Raw genomic sequence first — 18,254 nt, 5'->3', positions numbered from 1 at the left:
TCATGACCCACTCCCTCACGAACACGGCCCGGATGCTCGGAGCCGGCCTGCGGGCCCTGCTCGCGCTGACCCTGGTGACCGGTGTCGTCTACCCGCTGGTGATCACCGGCATCGCGCAAGGGCTGTTCAACGGACAGGCGAACGGCTCCGAGATCAAGGCGGACGGCAAGGTCGTCGGCTCCTCCCTCATCGGGCAGAACTACAGCCTGCCGCTGGAGAAGGATCAGGACAGCCCGGCGCCCGACCTCAAGTGGTTCCAGGGCCGTCCGCAGAACGGCCTGGGCGTCAACAGCGTCAACACCCAGTACCGGCTCATCCTGTCCGGCGCGACCAACCGGTCCGGCGACAACCAAGAGCTCGTGGAGTGGGTGAAGGACGCCAAGGCCGCCGTCGCCAGGGCCAACTCCACCGCCGGCCACACGGTCGAGTCGTCCGAGGTGCCCGCCGACGCCGTCACCTCCTCCGGCTCCGGACTGGACCCGGACATCTCCCCGCAGTACGCGAACCTCCAGGTCCGCCGGGTCGCCGAGAGGAACGGCCTGCCCGTCGCCGAGGTCCGGTCGCTCGTCGACGAGCACACCGAGGGCCGCGTGCTCGGCTTCATGGGCGAGCCCCGCGTGAACGTTCTGGAGCTCAACATCGCCCTCAAGGAACTCCTTGCCCGCGGCTGACGGCCCACGGAGCCGGCGGGACGCCTCGCTCCCGCCGGCTCCCACCTCGCCGTGGCGCCGGCATCTCCAGCCGGCGCCAACGGCCCGACGTACGACAGGAGAGACCACGCACATGACCCGCATGCCCGTGGCGGGAGACGACCCGCAGCTCACGCGGCCCCTGGTGATCCATGTGCAGACGTGTCACCGCGGGGTGGACGTAGCACCCGACGGGGCCACGGCCCCGCGGCTCGCTGCCGCGCGGCGGCCCCACGTCGTCCGGCTCGACCTGGGTCTGCCGGACGTGGACGGCCACGTCACCCAGCCGTTCGGCATGGACGACCTGAATAACTCCCCGCGTGTCCGCATGGCTCCGCTGCGTCGCAGACTGGAGAAGGGCCTCTCCCACCCCGGCTGTCCGATCACCGAGCCCGGCATGGGCTGTCGCTACGAGGCATGACCGAGGGACGACATGGCACGCGGTAAGCTCCGGATCTACCTCGGCGCGGCACCCGGTGTCGGCAAGACCTACGCCATGCTGTCGGAGGCGCACCGCCGTATCGAACGCGGCACCGACTGCGTGGTCGCCTTCGTGGAGCACCACGGCAGGCCCCGCACCGAGGTGATGCTCCACGGCCTCGAACAGGTACCGCGCAGGGAGCTCGAGTACCGGGGCGCCACGTTCACCGAGATGGACGTGGACGCCGTGCTGCGCCGCGCCCCGAAGGTCGCCCTGGTCGACGAGCTGGCCCACACCAACGTGCCGGGCTCCCGCAACGCCAAGCGCTGGCAGGACGTCGAGGAACTGCTCGCCGCAGGCATCGACGTGGTGTCGACCGTCAACATCCAGCACCTGGAGTCGCTGGGCGACGTGGTCGAGTCGATCACCGGGGTGCGGCAGCGTGAGACCGTCCCGGACGAGGTCGTCCGGCGCGCCGACCAGATAGAGCTGGTCGACATGTCGCCGCAGGCGCTGCGCCGCCGGATGGCGCACGGCAACATCTACACGCCGGGCAAGATCGACGCGGCCCTGTCCAACTACTTCCGTCCCGGCAACCTCACCGCCTTGCGCGAACTCGCCCTCCTCTGGGTGGCCGACCGGGTCGACGCCTACCTGACCGCATACCGCAGCGAGCATCAGGTCTCGGCCATCTGGGGCTCCCGGGAACGGATCGTGGTCGGGCTGACCGGCGGCCCGGAGGGCCGCACCCTGATCCGGCGGGCCGTGCGGCTGGCCGAGAAGGGCGCCGGCGGCCAGGTCATGGCCGTCTACATATCCCGCGGCGACGGACTCACCGCCGCCTCCCCGAGCGAGCTGACCGTCCAGCGCACCCTGGTCGAGGACCTCGGCGGCACCTTCCACCACGTCGTCGGCGACGACATACCGGCCGCCCTCCTCGACTTCGCCCGCGGAGTGAACGCCACCCAGATCGTCCTCGGTGCCTCCCGGCGCAGAAGCTGGCAGTACGTCCTCGGGCCGGGCGTCGGCGTCACGGTCGCCCGCGAGTCCGGTCCCGACCTGGACGTCCACCTCGTCACGCACGACGAGATGGGCAAGGGCCGAGGACTGCCGGCGGCCCGCCTGGCGCGCCTGGGGCGGTCCCGGGTACTCAGCGCCTGGCTGGTCGGCGTCCTCGGCCCCGTTCTGCTCACCCTGCTCCTCACCGGCGCCGCACCCGACGCCGGCCTCGCCAACGACATGCTGCTGCTCCTGACGCTGACGGTGGCGGCCGCCCTGCTGGGCGGGCTCTGGCCGGCGCTGGCCTCCGCGGTGGCCGGTTCGCTGCTGCTCAACTGGTACTTCACCCCGCCCGTGCGGACGCTGACCATCGCCGACCCGAAGAACATCCTCGCCATCGTGGTCTTCGTCGGGGTGGCCGTCTCGGTGGCGTCCGTGGTGGACCTCGCGGCACGCCGCACCCACCAGGCCGCCAGGCTGCGCGCCGAGTCGGAGATCCTCTCCTTCCTCGCCGGCAACGTCCTGCGGGGCGAGACGAGCCTCGAAGAGCTGCTGGAACGCGTGCGCGAGACCTTCGGCATGGAATCGGTGGCGCTGCTGGAGCGGGAGAGCGACGTGGTGCCCTGGACCTGCGTCGGCAGCGTGGGTCCACGCCCCTGCGCCACACCCGACGAGGCCGACGTCGACGTCCCGGTCGGCGACCACATGGCCCTCTCCCTGACCGGGCGCGTCCTGCCGGCGGAGGACCGTCGGGTGCTGGCCGCCTTCGCCGCTCAGGCGGCGGTGGCCGTGGACCGCCGGCGCCTGCGGCAGGAGGCCGACCGGGCCAAGCAGCTCGCCGAGGGCAACCGCATCCGCACCGCCCTTCTCGCAGCCGTCAGCCATGACCTGCGCACCCCGCTGGCCGGCATCAAGGCCGCCGTCACCTCACTTCGCTCCGACGACGTCGCATGGTCCGAGGAGGACGAGGCGGAACTGCTGGAGGCCATCGAGGAAGGCGCCGACCGCCTCGACCACCTGGTCGGCAACCTGCTCGACATGTCCCGTCTCCAGACCGGCACCGTTGTCCCGATCATCCGTGAGACCGACCTGGACGAGGTCGTCCCGATGGCACTCGGCGGCGTCCCCGAAGACAGTGTGGACCTTTACATTCCGGAATCCCTGCCCATGGTGGACGTCGACCGAGGACTGCTGGAACGCTCGGTCGCCAACGTCGTCGAGAACGCGGTGAAGTACGCCCCGCCGGGGGAGCGCGTCCTGGTCTCCGCCAGCGCCGTGGCCGACCGGGTCGAGGTCCGGGTCGTCGACCGTGGCCCCGGAGTCCCGGACGAGTCCAAGCAGCGGATCTTCGAGCCGTTCCAGCGCCACGGCGACTCCCCTCGCGGCAACGGTGTCGGCCTCGGCCTCGCGGTCGCACGCGGCTTCGCCGAGGCCGTCGGCGGCAGCCTGCACGCCGAGGACACCCCAGGTGGTGGCCTGACGATGGTCCTCACCCTGCCGACGGCGGCGCAGCGACGTGGGCGACAGCCGGATTCGTAGGGGCAGCTGGCGTTCGACACGTCCCGCCGCGACCCGCCGGTCCCACGGACGGCGAACCAGCGGGGTGGGCAGCGGAAGTGGTGGCGCGTCCACCGGGCCGCGCGCTCCAAGCGTCGGGTCGCGAAGCCTGGATCAGGGTGCGTCCACCAGGGTCCGGCCGTCGACGGGGGCCGAGGCGGCGACGGCACTCGCGTAGTTGGACTGCACGCGGGACCGTTCGGTCGCGTTGGGAACGGCGTTGGTGCAGGCCGTGCCGGCGCTGGAGCCGGACATCAGCTGGGAGCACGGGCCGGGCTTGGTGTCCGGCAGACCGAGGCTGTGCCCCAGTTCGTGGGCGGCGATCCGGGTCTTGTTGTAGCCGTCGCTCACGGCCTGGCTGCCGAGTTCGACACGGACCTGGCGACCGGGACGGACGGGACCGAGGGTGGCCTGCGGCCAGCCCGCCGTCGCGACGATCACGATCTCGGCGGGGCCGCCAGGCGCCGCTTCCACCAGCCTCACGTTGCTGACGTTGGCGTTCCACGAGGCGACGCCGGCCGCGATGGCGGCTTCCCAGCCCGCGGCACGACTGTCGTCGTAGCGGAGGGTCACCACCGCCGCCTTGGCGTGGGGCTGTTCGACGGCCGGGTCGGCCGATGCGACGCCCGCCGTCGCGAGGACGAGCGCGGTCGCGGACGTGCCGGCCTTGATCCATATGGTGAGGGGCATTGCTGCTCCTGTTCCGTGGGGAGGGTCCGGCCCTCGCAGGACCGGGTGGCAAAGCAGCGGCTGAGCTGTCCGGTGGGGTCGGACATACCGTCGAACGCCCTCCGGGGCCATGCGATGGTACGCCGGGACACCTTGATCAGTCATGTACCTGTCATGTCGATTTTCCGTCATACTCGCTGAGGGGAACGGCGACTTCACCCGGGGGCAGCGAGCCCGAGCACCGGACGGCGGCGCTCTCGCAGACCGTGCCGGAGTACAGCTCCAGCCGGGCCGTACTGGTGACCTCGGCCGCCCGCCTGCTCCTCGTAGGTTGCTACCAGAGCCCGCTTTTCGCTGCCGGGCGGGTGCGCTCTGTCGCGGAGCGGGATACTTGAGAGGTCAGGGCACAGCAACGGCCTGAGCCACGAAGCGGTGCGTCGCTCAGGGCCTTGTGCACCCGCCCGGCGAGGGGAGCCAGGGGCGTGACGGAAAGCAGCGCGGTGTCGCTGGTGCGGTTGATGCAGGCCAGCCACGCGGCCACGCTCGAGGAGCTCCCGCGGTTGATCGCCGATCATGCCGCCGCGGCGGACATGCACGATACGGCTCTGTTCCTGGTGGACCTGCGGGAGACGGTGCTGCGCCAGCTCACCGGCCGTGGGCCCGGCGCAGGGGAGGGAGGCCAGGAGTTCACCGTGTCGGGCAGTCTGCCCGGCCAGGCCTACCAGCGGGTGGAGGTGGTTCCCGAACCCGCATGGGTCCGGGTGGGCAGCGGTGCCCGGCGACGCTGGTGGGTGGCTGTCACCGACGGTGTGGAGCGTCTGGGGGTGCTGCGGGCCGACACCGACACCGACACCGAACCCGTCCGCCGAGCCCTGAAGGACCTGGCGTCGATGACGGCCTTGCTGGTGCTGAGTAACCGGGCCTTCAGCGACTCCTACGCGCGTCTGGTGTGCACCGAGCCGATGAACGTGGCCGCGGCGATGCAGTGGAACCTGACCCCGCCGCCCGCTTATGCCGGGGACGACGCCACGGTCGGGGCGGTCATGGAGCCCGCCTACCAGGTCGGCGGGGACGCCTTCGACTACGCCGTGGCCGGTCGCACCCTCCACCTGGGCGTCTTCGATGCCATGGGACACGACACCACCGCCGGCATCACCGCCAACGTCGCCGTGGCAGCCTGCCGCAACGCCCGTCGGCAGGGAGCCACATTGGCCGAGACCAGCCAAGAAGTGGAGCGCGCCCTGATCGAGCAGTTCGACGCCCGCCGCTACGTCACCGCGATCCTGGCAGACCTGGACATGGAGAGCGGCAGGCTGACGTGGATCAACCGCGGCCACCACCTGCCCATCCTGATCCGCGACAGCCGCTGGACCACTGATCTGTCCTGTCCTCCGGCCGGCCCCATGGGATCCGACCTCGGCCTGCCCGTCGTCATGGCCACCGAGCAGCTGGAACCCGGCGATCGCCTGCTGCTGTACACCGACGGCGTCGTCGAAGCCCGCGACGCCCGTGGAGCCGAGTTCGGCCGGGACCGGTTCGTCGAATTCATCCGCCGCCACCACTCCGGCCGGCACACCCTGCACGAAACCCTGCGCCGGCTGATGAACGCCGTCATGGAACACCATGACGGCAAGCTCGACGACGACGCCACCGTCCTGCTCAGCGAGTGGCGCGGCGGCCACCAGCAGGAGCTGACCCCGTGAACCACCCACACCCGCGCAAGGACACAGCGCACGCCCACCAGCCGCCCGCCCTGCACCTCGACGTCCGCCGGACAGGCACCGACCGCCACCTGATCACGGTCCAAGGCACCCTTGACCTCCACACCGCTCGCCAACTCGCCGACACCCTGCAGTCGCTGCTGCTCGCCGACGGTGACAGCGTTCTCCTGGACCTGTCCGGCGTGACGTTCCTGGACTCCTCCGGCCTGACCTGCCTGATCGCGGCCTACCGCACAGCCAGAACCACCGGCGCCCGCCTTGTGCTGGTTGCACCCAGTCAACCCGTGCGCCACATGCTGGCGCTGACCGGCGTGGACCAGGTACTGCACAGCTATCCCGCCCCCGACGCGGTGCCCGACCGGCCAGCAGGGTGATCGGGAGGAAACGGCCTGGTCCGAGGCCCTCGATCATGGACGCGAACCGAATCGCGGTGGTCCGGTCACGGTCGCGTTCATGTGGTGACGGACCGGCACGTCCTCGAGCCGCTGTGGCCCGTCCGCGTGCGGAACGACGTCCGGCAGCACCTGTGCCTCAGGAGCGTCGGGCTCGCACCGTCACGAGCATGCCGCCTGCGGTCATGAGCACTGCAGCACCGCCGAGCCACGCGGTGTGGTCCCGCGAGCCGGTCTTCGCGAGACTGGGACGCGAGCCGTCCGCAGCTTGCAGGATCAGCGCCGTGACGTCGTCCGGATCGGTTTCGAGGACGGCGTGCGGGGCGTCGACCTCAACGGTGGTCGAGCCGGCTCGTTCCGCCATGAACCGGAGATTCTCGGTTCCGATGGTTCGGTCATCAGTCGCGACGAGGAACCACGAGGGAATGGACTTCCATGCGGCCTGCCCGCTCGGTTCCCCCACGGTCACGGCGGCAGGGGGCCGTTGCGACGCGGCCAGGACGTTGGCCTCGCTTGCTCCGAGGCGGTCGCTCAGAAACACGCTGCTGAACTTGTCCGGTTTGATGTACAGATCCACGTCGCCGCTGCCGCTCCCGTACGGGACGGCGTCCAAAGACGTCGGAACTGGCGCCTCGGGGTCGTCGGTGAGCTGGCTGCCGGGATACCGTCCGAGGATCTGCTCCAGTGTCTCGCCCTTGTCCGGGGCGAACCCGGCGATGTACACGAGTGACTTGACGTTCGGGTTACCGGCTGCGGCGTTGGTGATGACCGCGCCACCGTACGAGTGCCCGACCAGCACGACCGGTCCCTTGATCGTCTTCAGTCGGGCAGCCAGATAGGAGGCATCACCGGAGAGACTGCGCAGCGGATTCGCGGTGGCGACCACGGGGTAGCCACGAGCCTGGAGGCTCTTGGTGACTTGGTCCCAGCCGGACGCGTCAGCCCAGGCGCCATGCACCAGGACGACGGTGGGTTTCGACTCCGGTGAGACGTCGCCACCGTTCTGAGACGCCGCGGACGGGCCGGCGGCCATCAGCACCGTAACGGGCAGGAGGACTGCGAAGGGCAGGGCACGTCGAACGGACCGTATGTGATTCATGTGCACTCTTCCTGTGAGGCAACGATCGATCGGTTCGACCCTCCGTGTCACCCATGCATACGGCACTCGGACCGAGCCGATCGGGTGAAAGCTCGGCCGCTTGTCGCCTGAACCGTGGTCGCCTTCGCTCGGCCGGGACTCGGACCTCCGCGATGTCTCGATCACTTGGGAAACGGGGGCGAGCCCCCCGAACCCTCGGTCACTCTCGGGAGGACCACGTGGATGTCGGCCCGACGTTCCCAGCGGACTCGCAGCAGCCGGAAGCCGTGCAACTGGGCGACACTCCGCTCTACCACCCACCGGTTTCGCGGCGGACTGAGCAGTGCCCCGGCAGTCAGAAGTGTGTGCACAGGAAACCGTTTCCCGACCTGTGCGATCGGCATGGATGCTGGCTCGCCGGAGGTACTGACATTGAGCAACGCCGTGTTGAAGCTGTCGGCCCGTGATCTGGTGCATGCGGACCTGGTGTCGTGCGGGTGGGCAGGCTCCGAACACCACCTGGCCGGCGTCGCCGAGCAGTTGAAACGTGCACGGACGGGTGAGGTCGACTACCTTGCGGTCTGCCCTGCAACGGATGTCCCTGTGGCGAAAGGGGGAGTCGACTACCAAGTCAAGAAGGGGGTGGGCACTTTGTGGCAGCTGGCAGTTCACCCCGCAGTGCAGTCGTGCGGAATCGGCACGTTTCTTGTCGAAGCCGCGGAACTGCGCATCGGGATCCGTGGTCTGCGGCAGGCCGAGCTCGGTGTCGAGGAAAGCAACCCCCGGGCACGTGCGCTCTACGAGAGGCTGGGTTACGTCGCGTACGATCGTCAGCCGGCCTCGTGGGACGAGCAAGCCCCAGACGGATCGTTGCGCCGCCACGAGACGATGTGCACGTTGATGCGGAAGGAACTCACATAGGGCCACATCATGTTCGCGGATCTCGGCGGACGCGTCGTTCCTCGTCCTGCTCGTGCCAGTCGCGGGCAGTGCCTACTCCATGGGGCGCGACCGGATGCTGTGAGGCGGCTTGCCTGACGGTGAGAGTCTGCGGGACGTGGCCGGGGTATCCCGAGCGGTCACGAGCTGGGCAGGGGCTGCACACAGCAGCTCGGCTCTCTCGACAGCGAGTTGAGAGATTGACCTCATGGGATCTTGGGGAACCTTGGGGCCGGCGCTGTTGTCTTTGGCCGGTGTTGCGCTCGGCGCTGGCGGGTCGTTGCTCGGCCAGTACCTGGTGTCACGGGCGAGCACCCGGCAGTTGGAGATGCAGGAGTCAGCCGCGCACCGTGCGGAGCTGAAGAATGTGACCCTGAAGTTCCTGAGCATCGCGTCGCAGTTGGAGAAGGCGGTGCTCACGTCTCCGCACGTCGGCGTCGGCGCGGCCGATCCGGTGATCGACCGACTCGTCGACGACTTGTGGCTCGCGCACGCGGAGATCGACCTTTCGGCCAGAAGCGAGCCCCTACGGGGTGCTGCCTACCGATATGCGGTCCGCCTTGCAGAGGTGACCCGAGGAGAGCACGCAGAGGCGTCCGCGCTGCGCGAGCTGCAGGTGCAGTTCTTTGACGCCGCGTATGACGACATGTGGCCCGGTCAGCGACGGACAGCCGGGATTCCCTCACGCCGCGATGAAAGCTGACGCGGGGCTCAGCCCGGTGAACGGGGCACCGTTGCGGCTCGGACGCCATGGTCACACCTGTCTCGGCGACATGGCCCCAAAGATCGACGGCATGGCACGATGACCGTCATGTCAGGTCAGGTCTGGGTGTCACTCATATCGTTGGGCGGCGTCGTACTCGGCGGCTTGTTGTCCTACCTTGTTCAGCACAAGACTCAACTCTCGGCGGAACGCGCTGAACAGCAGCGGCAGCAGGACGCCTTGTCGGAGGCCCGGCGTGCGGAACGGCTCGCGTTGCTGGAGCGGTTCATCGAGGTGACGGCCGAGGCCGAACGCTCCGCCTTCAGTCGCCCTTCCGAGTGGGAAGACACCGACGCCTGGTTCCTCAAGACCCAGGACGTGATGAACAGGCTGTGGGTCGCGGAGCGGCTCATCCGTATACAGTTTCCGCTGCCCGTGCACGACGCGGCACGCGCCTACTTCCTCGACCTCAACCGGACGGTGTGGGAAGGCTTGCCCGACGGTGAAAGCGTGCGGGACTACCTGGAGAACAACCGGCTGGCCTTTCTGGACGCGGCCCGCGCGGTCATGGGGTAAAGCGCACCACCGATGCGGGAACTCTTCTGCGGAGACACTCCTTAGATGTTGTCTCACTTGGTGGTGTACGTCGTCGCCGGTTCCCTGGCTGGGCTGCACCCTTGACCTCAACCTTGGTTGAGGTGCAACACTCGGCGTATGAAGATCGCAGAGAGCAGCACCATTCTCTTCCGCAACACCATGCGCATCAAGGAAGGTCACCTCGACGGTTTCCGGCGCGCCATCGCGCAGGCGGTGGCATTCGCTCAAGAGCACGGCCCTCAGCTCATGGTCGAAGTCTTCATCGACGAGGAGCGGATGCTGGCGCACAGCTTCCAGCTCTACCGCGACTCCGATGCCATCCGCGTCCACTGGCGGCTCTCGGATCCGTACATCCGCGGAGTGATGGAGCACTGCACCGTGCAGCACTTCGAGATATTCGGTGCACCGGAACCTGACATCGTGGCGGCTCTCAAGACCCCCGACGGCGAATCCTTCCCCTTCGTCGTCTCGCCGCGCCTCGCCGGGTTCAACCGTTTCGGGGCGCCCAGCCTGGGTGAATGAATCTCGTAGCGGGTTTCATGACTCTTTGAACGATCTGCTGTCGCCCCATGGTGTGGTGGCGGAGCGGGACTCTGCTACCGGTGGGCATTTCCGCTGCCAAAACCCATGGCGGCCTGAGGCTTGGGCCTTTGGTCCGGCGGCATCCCACCGATCCGTTCCCGGCGTGGCCCTCGTCGGCGCCGCCCCTCCGAACTGCACGCCGACAAGGGTTACGACCACGACCACCTGTGGCTGTGACTTCGCAGTCGGCGTATTACTCCCGTATCGCCCGTAAGAGCGTCGAGCCTTCGACTCGACTGGGGAGAGAGCGGTGGACTGTCGAGCGCACCGTGAGCCAGCTGGGCGGCTTCCGCCGGTCGCACCGCGATCTGTCACCGCCGCCTTGCCGGGTGACGCAATGGCTCACACCCGTTCTGTCTGTTCGGCAGGGCGCGCGGAGGCAAGGCCCTTCGCGGGGGTGGAGCGGCGGGCGAGGTCGGGCAGGACGGTTGCCAGACCGGCCAGGGCCGTGACTGCGCCGAGCCAGAGCGGGGCGCGCAGACCCCAGGTGTCGATCGCGACGGCGCCGATGGAGGAGCCGAGGATGATGCCGAGGGTGATGAAGGAGGAGTGGACGGTGTTGACCAGCGGGCTGGCGTTTCCGGTGCGCTGGACGCGGGTCGCCAAGGCCGGGTTCATGGTGACGCCGACCAGGCCGATGCCCATCATGCAGATGACGGCCGGTGCGGGCAGGTCGGCGAGCAGGGCGAAGCCGCTCAGGAACACGCTGTTGAGGACGAGGCCGATGGCGAGGACAGGGACGGTGTGGCGGTCCGCGAAGCGGCCGACGATGTTGTTGCCGACGACGGTGGCGGCGCCGTAGGCGATCAGCAGGAGGGGGACGGCACCGGTGGAGAAGCCGACGAGGTCGGTCAGGATGGGGTTGAAGTAGCTGAAAGCGGAGAACGTGGCGCCGATGACGAGTGTGCTGGTGGACAGCACGAGCCACAGCCTGAGCTTCCTGAAGACGCCGAGTTCCTGGCGGAAGCCGCCGCCGCCTTCGGCGCGTTCGATGCGGGGCACACCGAACCAGGTGGCCACGGCGGCGATCACGGTGATCGCGGCGATGGCCCAGAACGCGGCGCGCCAGCCGAAGCGTTCGCCGATCAGGGTGGAGACGGGGAGTCCGAGCAGGGTGCCGAGCATGAGGCCGTTCATCGCGACCGCGATCGCCCGGCCGCGGATTTCGGGGCGGGTGATCTGGGCGCACATTGAGATGCCCACACCGAAGAAGGCCTGTGAGGCGATGCCGGTGACGATCCGCGCGGTCATCATCGTGGAGTAGCCGGTCGCGGTGGCGGCCAGCGCGTTGCCCGTCAGAAAGATGACGAAGAGCGCCATCAGTGCCGTCCGTGGCGGGAGTTTCATGAGCGCCATGGTGAGGAACGGCCCGCCGGCCGCCATGGCCACCGCGAACGCGGTGATGAGGTATCCGATCTGCGGGATGGTGGCGTTCAGGCCGTCGGCCATCTGCGGCATCAGCCCGGCGACCACGAACTCGCTGGTCACCATGGCGAAGATACCAAGTGCCAGGACGTATACGGCACGGGGCACGGTCTTGTCTCCTTGGAGTCGACGCCGACCGGCGTGGAGGCCGGGTGGCGGAGCGATGAGAGTTATGGATCGTTCAGTTCAAAACGCGGACACGCGTAGGCACTGCCCGGGTCACGCGTGGGTCAGTTCAGTGCGTCGAGGGTGACTTCGGCGATCGACTCCAGTGCGGTCCGGTCGGCGCCGCCTTGGCTGGAGATGCGCATGCCGCCGATCGCCGCGTTGATGAAGCGGGCCAGTGCTCCGGCGTCGCGCCGGGAGGTGATGCTGCCGTCCCGGCGACCCTCCTCGATCACCGCGCGCAGCACGGCGAGCCTGCGGGCCGTGTCGCGTTCCAGCAGTTCCGCCGCCCGGCGGTGGCGAGCGGCCAGTTCGACCGTGGTGTTCACGGTCAGGCAGCCCAGGCCGCGGCCGTCGGCCCGGTGCTCGGTCTCACCGTCGACGACCATGGCGAACAGGTCGCGGATGCGGTCGGCGGCGCGGCGCCGTGTGTCCTCCAGGACGGCCAGCTGGGCGGTCGTCATGGTGTCGATGTAGTGGGCCAGCGCACGCTCGAACAGGTCGTGCTTGCTCTTGAACGTGTTGTAGATGCTGCTGCGCCCCAGCCCGGTGGCTTCGCACAGGTCCTGGGTGGAGGTGGCTTCGTAGCCCTTCTCCCAGAACGTGTGCATTGCCGCGTCCAGGGCTCGTTCCTCGTCGAACATCCGCGGTCGGGCCATGCCGCCAGCTTAGCCATTTTGGATCGGTCGTTGCAATACGTGTTCGCAAGCCTCCCGATCACTATCACTGAGGCCCCCGGTGTGGAGCGAGCAGCGGGACACCCTGGCTCCTAAGCGAAGCTCCCCCTTCTGGGCGCGACACCCCTGCGGCAAGCAGCGCCAAAGGCACGGCCAGACCTCCTCGAGGTGATGGGCAGCCCATGTCGCGAAGCCCACGACGCCCGCAAGGTCGAGCAGGCCGCCCGCCCAGGGGAGCGCCAGGAGTGATCCGCCGCATTGGCCGGCGACACCCGGAGGTGAGCGTGCCGGAGTGGCCACGCGCCCACTACTCAGTGATACTGTATAGTGGTACTCGTTGATACAGGGTACTGCTGACGGGAGAGGAGCTGCGGTGGACGACCTGACGGAGATGCTGAAGGGCACGCTCGAAGGATGCGTGCTCGAGATCATCGGCAGGGAGGAGACCTATGGGTACGCCATCGCTCGGCAGTTGAACCAACTCGGCTTCACCGGCGTCGTGGAGGGGACGGTGTACACCATTCTGCTGCGGCTGGAGCGCAACAAGCTCGTCCAGGTGGTGAAACGGCCGTCGGGGATGGGCCCGCCGCGCAAGTTCTACTCGCTCAACGAAGCCGGACGCGAAGAGCTCGCACGGTTCTGGACGAAGTGGCAGTACCTCTCATCGCGGATCAACAAGCTCAAGGAGGGCGGGGAATGAACTTCTGGGAAAAGATCACCGGCAGCGATCTCACCCGGGAATGGGCGGGCTTCGAAGCCCGGGCGCAGGCGCTTCCGGATGATCACCGGGCGGCGTGGGATCAGATCAAGGTCCAGCTGCTGCCCCATGGCGACTTCACCGGTCGCAGCCTCATGCCCATCCTCGACGGCGCGCTCGCGTTGCTCGAGGAGACGGCGGCCGAGGGGCAGAGCGCCCGCGAGGTCCTGGGCGACGACATCCCGGGCTTCTGCAGGGCGCTGGCCGGAGAAGAAGGTGCGCGGACGTATCGCGACCGGTGGCGCGAGCAGCTGAACAACAACGTCGCCCGCAAACTGAACCGGCTGGGAGGCTGACGTGGGCATCCAGGACATCATCGAGGGCAAGAAGCAGTGGCGGGCGCACATGGCCCGTGTCAAGGCACTCCCACCGGACTATCGGATCGTCTACAAGGAGATGCAGAAGTACCTGTTCAAGGTCGGACCGGTCGACCTGCTCGACGGTTCCCTGCTCCCCGGAATCGTCGACTTCTTCGAAGAAGGGGCGGCCAGCGGCAAGGGCGTGCTGGAACTCATCGGCAGCGATGTCGCCGCCTTCTGCGACGACCTCATCAAGGACTCCCGCACCTACGCGGATCTCTACCAGGAGTCCATCCATCCGGACCCCGGCACGGCCGGGAAGTAGCACAGGCCTCCTGTGACAGCGGGTGACGAGTCCGGCAGTTGTGTCCACGGGATCTGCGGGGCATGAGGAAAGCAGTGTCGGTTCAGCACTCGTCGGCGAAGGGGCCTGCGAGGACCGGGTAGTCCCGGGCCGATACGTACCGTGGCGATGTGTCGACGAGGGCGGGAGGCTCGGACCTTGTTCGAGGGTTTTGAGGCCAGGCGGGTTGAGGTCGATGAAGCATCGATTTTCGTTCGTCACGGTGGGGAAGGGCCGCCGGTGGTGCTGCTGCACGGCCACCCCCGAACCTCCGCGACCTGGCATCGCGTCGCCCCGCTCCTCGTCCAACGCGGGTTCACCGTGGTCTGCCCCGACCTCCGGGGATACGGCCGGTCCACCGGTCCGGCGCCTACGGCAGGCCACGCGGGATACTCCAAGCGGGCCGTCGCCGATGACGTGGTCGGGGTGATGCGCTCCCTCGGCCATGCCCGGTTCGCGCTGGCCGGGCACGACCGAGGAGGCGCTGTCGCGCTGCGTCTTGCACTCGATCATCCCGACGCGGTCTCGCAGGTGGCGCTGATCGACTGTCTGCCCCTCACCGAGCACCTGTCCCGCATCACGACCAAGTTCGCCACGGAGTGGTGGCACTGGTTCTTCTTCGCCCAGCCGGACATCCCCGAACGGGTCATCAACGCCGATCCGGACAGTTGGTACCACGGTGACCCCCGGAGCATGGGGCAGGAGAACTATGACGAGTGGCGCGCGGCCACGAGAAACCCCGATGTGGTGCGGGCCATGCTGGAGGACTACCGCGCCGGTCTCACCATCGACCGCCGGCACGAGGAGGACGACCGCGCTGCCGGGACACAGATCCAGTGCCCGGCACTGATTCTCTGGTCACTCCGGGACGACCTCGAGGACCTGTACGGGGACCCGTTGAAGATCTGGCGGCAGTGGGCACCCGACGCACGCGGTCACGGCATCGACTCAGGGCATCACGTGGCCGAAGAGGCTCCAGAAGCCCTCGCATCCTCCCTTACGGACTTCTTCGCCGGACGTCCTGGGTGAGAAACCGCCGGGCCGCCTCCCGCAGAGCACTGCAAGGAAGCACCGGCCTACCTCTACGCCGCCGGCGACCCCATCAACAACAGTGACCCGACGAGGCTCACGCAGCCCATTCCGGCTGTCCCTGCGCAAGCCGTTGCAGCAGCGAGGCCAGCCACGGCACCACCAAGCGCTTCCGCGTCAGGCCAACTGAACCCGTCGCGCTCGGACCGGCGCCCGGCGAGTACGTACCGCGCCGCACCGAGTGGCACCGCGAACTCACCAAGGACTTACGCGACTGGTAACCCGGCTGGGCGGCAGGGCACGCCTGTGCGCGCGAGAGGGGGATTCGCGGCGCCGGTGGGCGGCCTGGCAGCAAGGAGCTCCGCAGTACTTGCGGGGCAGGTCGCGAAGCCGCAGCCTTTCATGTGCAGAACCGGCGAAGGCACCACCCAGACGTCATCTCGCGAACCCGCTCCCGCGCGCTCACTGGCCCAACGCCCGAACCCGGGCAAAGGTTCCGTAAAACGCGCAACTTTCATCACTCGTTTCTCCGGCCCCCGAAACCCGAGACTCAGAACTACTCATTGCTGCGAACGCATAACGTGACCACCTTCACTTACCGTGACCGGTCACGGGTTGACGCTCACCGTGTTGGTTCCCAGGCTGGTGGGAGGGGCCGGCGGAATGGAGCCTGGTCGTGAGTGGTGGGCAGAGTGAACTCCCCCGGCTGCTGAAGGCAGCGGAGACGGCCGCGCCGGTGGAGGCCGTCGACGTGGTCGCCGAGGACCTGCGGCGGCGTCTCGGGGCCACGAAGGTCTCCTTTCTCATCGTGGACCTGACGGGGAGGTCGGTGGCGCGGCTGTCCACCACTGAAGCTTCGGAGGGTGGGCGGGAAGCGGAGCGGATCCCCCTGCTCGGCAGCGTCTACGAGCAGGTGATCCGTACCCAGCGGCTGTACCAGGAGGAGGCCGGCCGGGGACAGCGGGTGATCGTGCCGGTCACCAACCGGGGAGATGCCATCGGGCTGCTGGAACTGCTCCTTCCGGACGTCCCCGGCGAGGACGTCCTCGATGCGGTCAAGGAAGCCGCCCACGTCCTGGCCTACATCGTGATCGCCAACGGGCGCTTCACCGACCTCTACATCTGGGGTAAACGCTCCAGGCCCCCCACCTTGGCAGCAGAGATCCAGTACCAGCTGCTACCCCCGTCACTGTCGTGCGAGGCTGCACAGTTCACCCTGAGCGGCAGCCTGGAACCTTCCGAGAACCTCAGCGGCGACACCTTCGACTACACCCTGGACCGCGACACCCTGCACGTGTCGATGACCGACCCCATGGGCCACGACCTCGACGCCGCGCTGGCCGCCACGGTCCTGGTGGGCGCCCTGCGCGGCGCCCGCCGTGCAGGAGCAGACCTGGCCGAGCAGGCCCACCTGGCCGACCAGGCCCTGGCCGACCACGGCCACGATCACGCCACCGGGCAGCTGCTGCGCATCGACCTGCACACCGGGCAGGCCAGGCTCGTCAACGCCGGCCATCCCTGGCCACTGCGCATGCGCGAGGGGAGCGCGAAGGAGATCACCTGCGAAGTGGACCATCCCTTCGGGCTGTCCGTGCTCGCACCCCACCCCTATCGGGTTCAGGACATCGACCTGCGCCCCGGTGACCGTCTGCTCATGCTGACCGACGGCATGCTCGAACGTCATGGGGAGAAGGTCGACCTGCCCGCTCTGCTGGAGCGCACCCGCGACCTGCACCCGCGGGAGGCCGCGCTGATGCTGACGTCCGCGGTACGGAACGCCGCCGATGGCCGGCTCGCAGACGATGCCACCGTGATGTGTCTGGACTGGCACGGTCCCCAGGAGACCCAGCGGCACGTCAGCTCCGGCGCGGACACTCGGCAAGCCTCAGCCGGCCGCACGAAGCAGCAGCCGTGACGCCACGTCCGGGCCGCACTCAGGGGCCCAACAGCGGACACAGCCCGGCCGACCGCGCACGACCGGGCAGCAACCACCACGTCATATCCGACGGCCAGGGCATCCCGCTCGCGGCACGGCGTGAGCCGCACATCGGCCACCGTCCGGGGGCGGCGTACTTGAAGTGGCGTCACCTGCGAGGCCATCATGTCCTGCCACGCTGAGCGGTCATCGGCCTTCACCAGCCGAAAGCTCTTGTGGGCCGCCGCCCTGCACCGGCAGGCCGTCACGCTCCAGCAGGATGCCGCCGCCGCGTTTGTGCGGTTCGTTTCTGCGGTCTCCAGCGGCTGTTCGACGCCGATGGTACGTGGGCGACACCACCGCACGCCCGCATCCACGGGCCGGCCCGTGCATGCACCGCGGCATAGCGGTTGTCATGAGTCGTTGTACTCATGCGTGGGGGAGTGCGGACAGGTGAGACTGTCGTGTCCATGTCTTGATGACGCGTCAGAGAAGAGGGGACACGATCATGCGTGTAGGCAGGATGGCAGCGATCGCACTGGCGGCCACCGCAGCGACAGCTGCGACAGCGGTACCGGCAGCGGCGGCGGAGGACGTTCTGCTCCCTCACCCGGGCCCGGATGGCCTGGTGTGGGTGCCGGAGTGGACGGGAGACGGCGGAGTCGCGTCGGGCGGGGCCTGGGACAGACTGCCCACCGTGCTCACTGTGGCGTGTGAGGGCGGCGGCAGCGTGGCGGTCTCGATGGACGACCAGCGGGGGCGGGTGGCCGACTTCTCGGTGGACTGCCCCGCCGACCGTGTCGGCGTGGGCTCGGTGACCATGGACCCCGGGGTGGTGGCGCCGGGCTCATTCACCATCGGCGTGGACGCCTCGAACGACACCGTCCGCTGGTCCCTGACGGTGACCCAGCCCGAATAGCCCCCGGGGCCCCGGCTCCGGGGGCTATCTCGATCTGCGCGACGACCGCGTGGAGCTTGTCGGTCGGTGAGCAGCCGTGCCGTCGCCGCGCCCATGCCGCTGCCGGCACCGGTCACGAGCGCGCTCCTGCCCGGTGAACTGCCTTACTGGCCCTGACGAAGCCTTTGGACGTGCCGGTGGGTGCCCGCACGTCATGCCCGAGCCGAAGCCGAGCTCCTCCCACCGAGTGCCGGTGTGCAGCACGAACAGGATCCCGCACAGTGCCTGCCGGTCGGGCACCCGAAGCCGTCTCTCCAGCTGCTTCGGCGGCGGCTCAGGCAGCAACGGCCCGATGTCCTCGTACTGGGTGGTGCGGCAGGTAAGCACGACCGGGGCGCT

The 18,254-nt window shown here is 68.6% G+C and carries 19 protein-coding genes and 2 pseudogenes; 16 read left to right on the top strand and 5 right to left on the bottom strand.

Features of this window, described 5'->3' with window-relative positions; all coding sequences use genetic code 11:
* Positions 1-2 precede the first annotated feature (2 nt).
* The 3 genes from ELQ39_RS01510 to ELQ39_RS01500 all read left to right on the top strand — a co-directional run bounded on the left by ELQ39_RS01510 (position 3) and on the right by ELQ39_RS01500 (position 3,648).
* The gene (locus ELQ39_RS01510) at positions 3-671 is read left to right on the top strand and encodes a potassium-transporting ATPase subunit C (protein ID WP_242590706.1); all 669 of its coding nucleotides are present in this window, start codon (positions 3-5) and stop codon (positions 669-671) included.
* A 112-nt stretch (positions 672-783) separates the two neighbouring features.
* Positions 784-1,110, top strand: coding sequence for a hypothetical protein (locus ELQ39_RS01505; protein ID WP_242590705.1), 327 nt, complete (start codon positions 784-786; stop codon positions 1,108-1,110).
* 12 nt (positions 1,111-1,122) lie between these two features.
* Positions 1,123-3,648 (top strand): sensor histidine kinase, encoded by a 2,526-nt coding sequence (locus ELQ39_RS01500; RefSeq protein WP_242590704.1) that lies wholly within the window; start codon positions 1,123-1,125, stop codon positions 3,646-3,648.
* Positions 3,649-3,780: 132 nt separating this feature from the next.
* On the opposite strand, the gene ELQ39_RS01495 is transcribed toward ELQ39_RS01500, so the two are convergent.
* Positions 3,781-4,356, bottom strand: a complete 576-nt coding sequence (locus ELQ39_RS01495; protein ID WP_242590703.1) for a snapalysin family zinc-dependent metalloprotease — start codon at positions 4,354-4,356, stop codon at positions 3,781-3,783.
* Between the two features lie 497 nt (positions 4,357-4,853).
* On the opposite strand from ELQ39_RS01495, the gene ELQ39_RS01490 reads away from it, so the two are divergent.
* Both ELQ39_RS01490 and ELQ39_RS01485 read left to right on the top strand, forming a co-directional pair.
* Positions 4,854-6,038 carry a PP2C family protein-serine/threonine phosphatase gene (locus ELQ39_RS01490; protein ID WP_277994769.1) on the top strand — a complete coding sequence of 395 codons (1,185 nt, stop codon included), beginning with the start codon at positions 4,854-4,856 and terminating at the stop codon, positions 6,036-6,038.
* Positions 6,035-6,430 carry an STAS domain-containing protein gene (locus tag ELQ39_RS01485; protein ID WP_242590701.1) on the top strand — a complete coding sequence of 132 codons (396 nt, stop codon included), beginning with the start codon at positions 6,035-6,037 and terminating at the stop codon, positions 6,428-6,430. Before ELQ39_RS01490 ends, ELQ39_RS01485 begins: the two co-directional genes overlap by 4 nt.
* A 157-nt stretch (positions 6,431-6,587) precedes the next feature.
* Here the strand turns inward: ELQ39_RS01485 and ELQ39_RS01480 are convergent, their stop codons facing one another.
* Positions 6,588-7,547: an alpha/beta fold hydrolase gene (locus tag ELQ39_RS01480; RefSeq protein WP_242590700.1), complete on the bottom strand. Its 960-nt coding sequence runs from the start codon at positions 7,545-7,547 to the stop codon at positions 6,588-6,590.
* A 381-nt stretch (positions 7,548-7,928) separates the two neighbouring features.
* On the opposite strand from ELQ39_RS01480, the gene ELQ39_RS01475 reads away from it, so the two are divergent.
* The 5 genes and pseudogenes from ELQ39_RS01475 to ELQ39_RS32635 form a co-directional block, all read left to right on the top strand.
* Positions 7,929-8,447, top strand: a complete 519-nt coding sequence (locus ELQ39_RS01475; RefSeq protein WP_242590699.1) for a GNAT family N-acetyltransferase — start codon at positions 7,929-7,931, stop codon at positions 8,445-8,447.
* A 226-nt stretch (positions 8,448-8,673) separates the two neighbouring features.
* Positions 8,674-9,168 carry a hypothetical protein gene (locus tag ELQ39_RS01470; protein ID WP_242590698.1) on the top strand — a complete coding sequence of 165 codons (495 nt, stop codon included), beginning with the start codon at positions 8,674-8,676 and terminating at the stop codon, positions 9,166-9,168.
* A gap of 99 nt (positions 9,169-9,267) precedes the next feature.
* On the top strand, positions 9,268-9,744 hold the full coding sequence (locus ELQ39_RS01465) for a hypothetical protein (RefSeq protein ID WP_190002247.1): 477 nt from the start codon (positions 9,268-9,270) through the stop codon (positions 9,742-9,744).
* 138 nt (positions 9,745-9,882) lie between these two features.
* Positions 9,883-10,287, top strand: a complete 405-nt coding sequence (locus tag ELQ39_RS01460) for a hypothetical protein (protein WP_242590697.1) — start codon at positions 9,883-9,885, stop codon at positions 10,285-10,287.
* A 59-nt stretch (positions 10,288-10,346) separates the two neighbouring features.
* Positions 10,347-10,670: pseudogene (locus tag ELQ39_RS32635) on the top strand (IS5/IS1182 family transposase); the annotation flags it as partial.
* Between the two features lie 19 nt (positions 10,671-10,689).
* On the opposite strand, the gene ELQ39_RS01450 reads toward ELQ39_RS32635, so the two are convergent.
* The gene (locus ELQ39_RS01450) at positions 10,690-11,880 is read right to left on the bottom strand and encodes an MFS transporter (protein WP_242590696.1); all 1,191 of its coding nucleotides are present in this window, start codon (positions 11,878-11,880) and stop codon (positions 10,690-10,692) included.
* A gap of 122 nt (positions 11,881-12,002) precedes the next feature.
* Complete coding sequence (locus ELQ39_RS01445) at positions 12,003-12,596, bottom strand: TetR/AcrR family transcriptional regulator (protein ID WP_242590695.1); 594 nt, start codon at positions 12,594-12,596, stop codon at positions 12,003-12,005.
* Between the two features lie 391 nt (positions 12,597-12,987).
* Here ELQ39_RS01445 and ELQ39_RS01440 point away from each other — a divergent pair, with 391 nt between their 5' ends.
* The 6 genes from ELQ39_RS01440 to ELQ39_RS01410 all read left to right on the top strand — a co-directional run bounded on the left by ELQ39_RS01440 (position 12,988) and on the right by ELQ39_RS01410 (position 17,876).
* Positions 12,988-13,314, top strand: coding sequence for a PadR family transcriptional regulator (locus ELQ39_RS01440; protein WP_190002251.1), 327 nt, complete (start codon positions 12,988-12,990; stop codon positions 13,312-13,314).
* The gene (locus tag ELQ39_RS01435) at positions 13,311-13,667 is read left to right on the top strand and encodes a DUF1048 domain-containing protein (protein WP_242590694.1); all 357 of its coding nucleotides are present in this window, start codon (positions 13,311-13,313) and stop codon (positions 13,665-13,667) included. Before ELQ39_RS01440 ends, ELQ39_RS01435 begins: the two co-directional genes overlap by 4 nt.
* A gap of 1 nt (position 13,668) precedes the next feature.
* Entirely contained in the window at positions 13,669-13,995 is a 327-nt protein-coding gene (locus tag ELQ39_RS01430) for a DUF1048 domain-containing protein (RefSeq protein WP_242590693.1), read from the top strand.
* Between the two features lie 177 nt (positions 13,996-14,172).
* On the top strand, positions 14,173-15,042 hold the full coding sequence (locus tag ELQ39_RS01425; RefSeq protein WP_242590692.1) for an alpha/beta fold hydrolase: 870 nt from the start codon (positions 14,173-14,175) through the stop codon (positions 15,040-15,042).
* Between the two features lie 676 nt (positions 15,043-15,718).
* A complete protein-coding gene (locus tag ELQ39_RS01420) occupies positions 15,719-16,957 on the top strand; it encodes a PP2C family protein-serine/threonine phosphatase (RefSeq protein WP_242590691.1) in 1,239 nt (412 codons plus the stop codon).
* Between the two features lie 697 nt (positions 16,958-17,654).
* A complete protein-coding gene (locus ELQ39_RS01410; protein WP_242590690.1) occupies positions 17,655-17,876 on the top strand; it encodes a hypothetical protein in 222 nt (73 codons plus the stop codon).
* Between the two features lie 186 nt (positions 17,877-18,062).
* On the opposite strand, the pseudogene ELQ39_RS01405 reads toward ELQ39_RS01410, so the two are convergent.
* Positions 18,063-18,242: pseudogene (locus ELQ39_RS01405) on the bottom strand (transposase); the annotation flags it as partial.
* Positions 18,243-18,254: the final 12 nt, after the last annotated feature.

Source organism: Streptomyces sp. GB4-14, assembly GCF_022696125.1.
GTDB lineage: Bacteria > Actinomycetota > Actinomycetes > Streptomycetales > Streptomycetaceae > Streptomyces > Streptomyces werraensis.
This window is presented reverse-complemented; position numbering and strand designations above follow the sequence as displayed.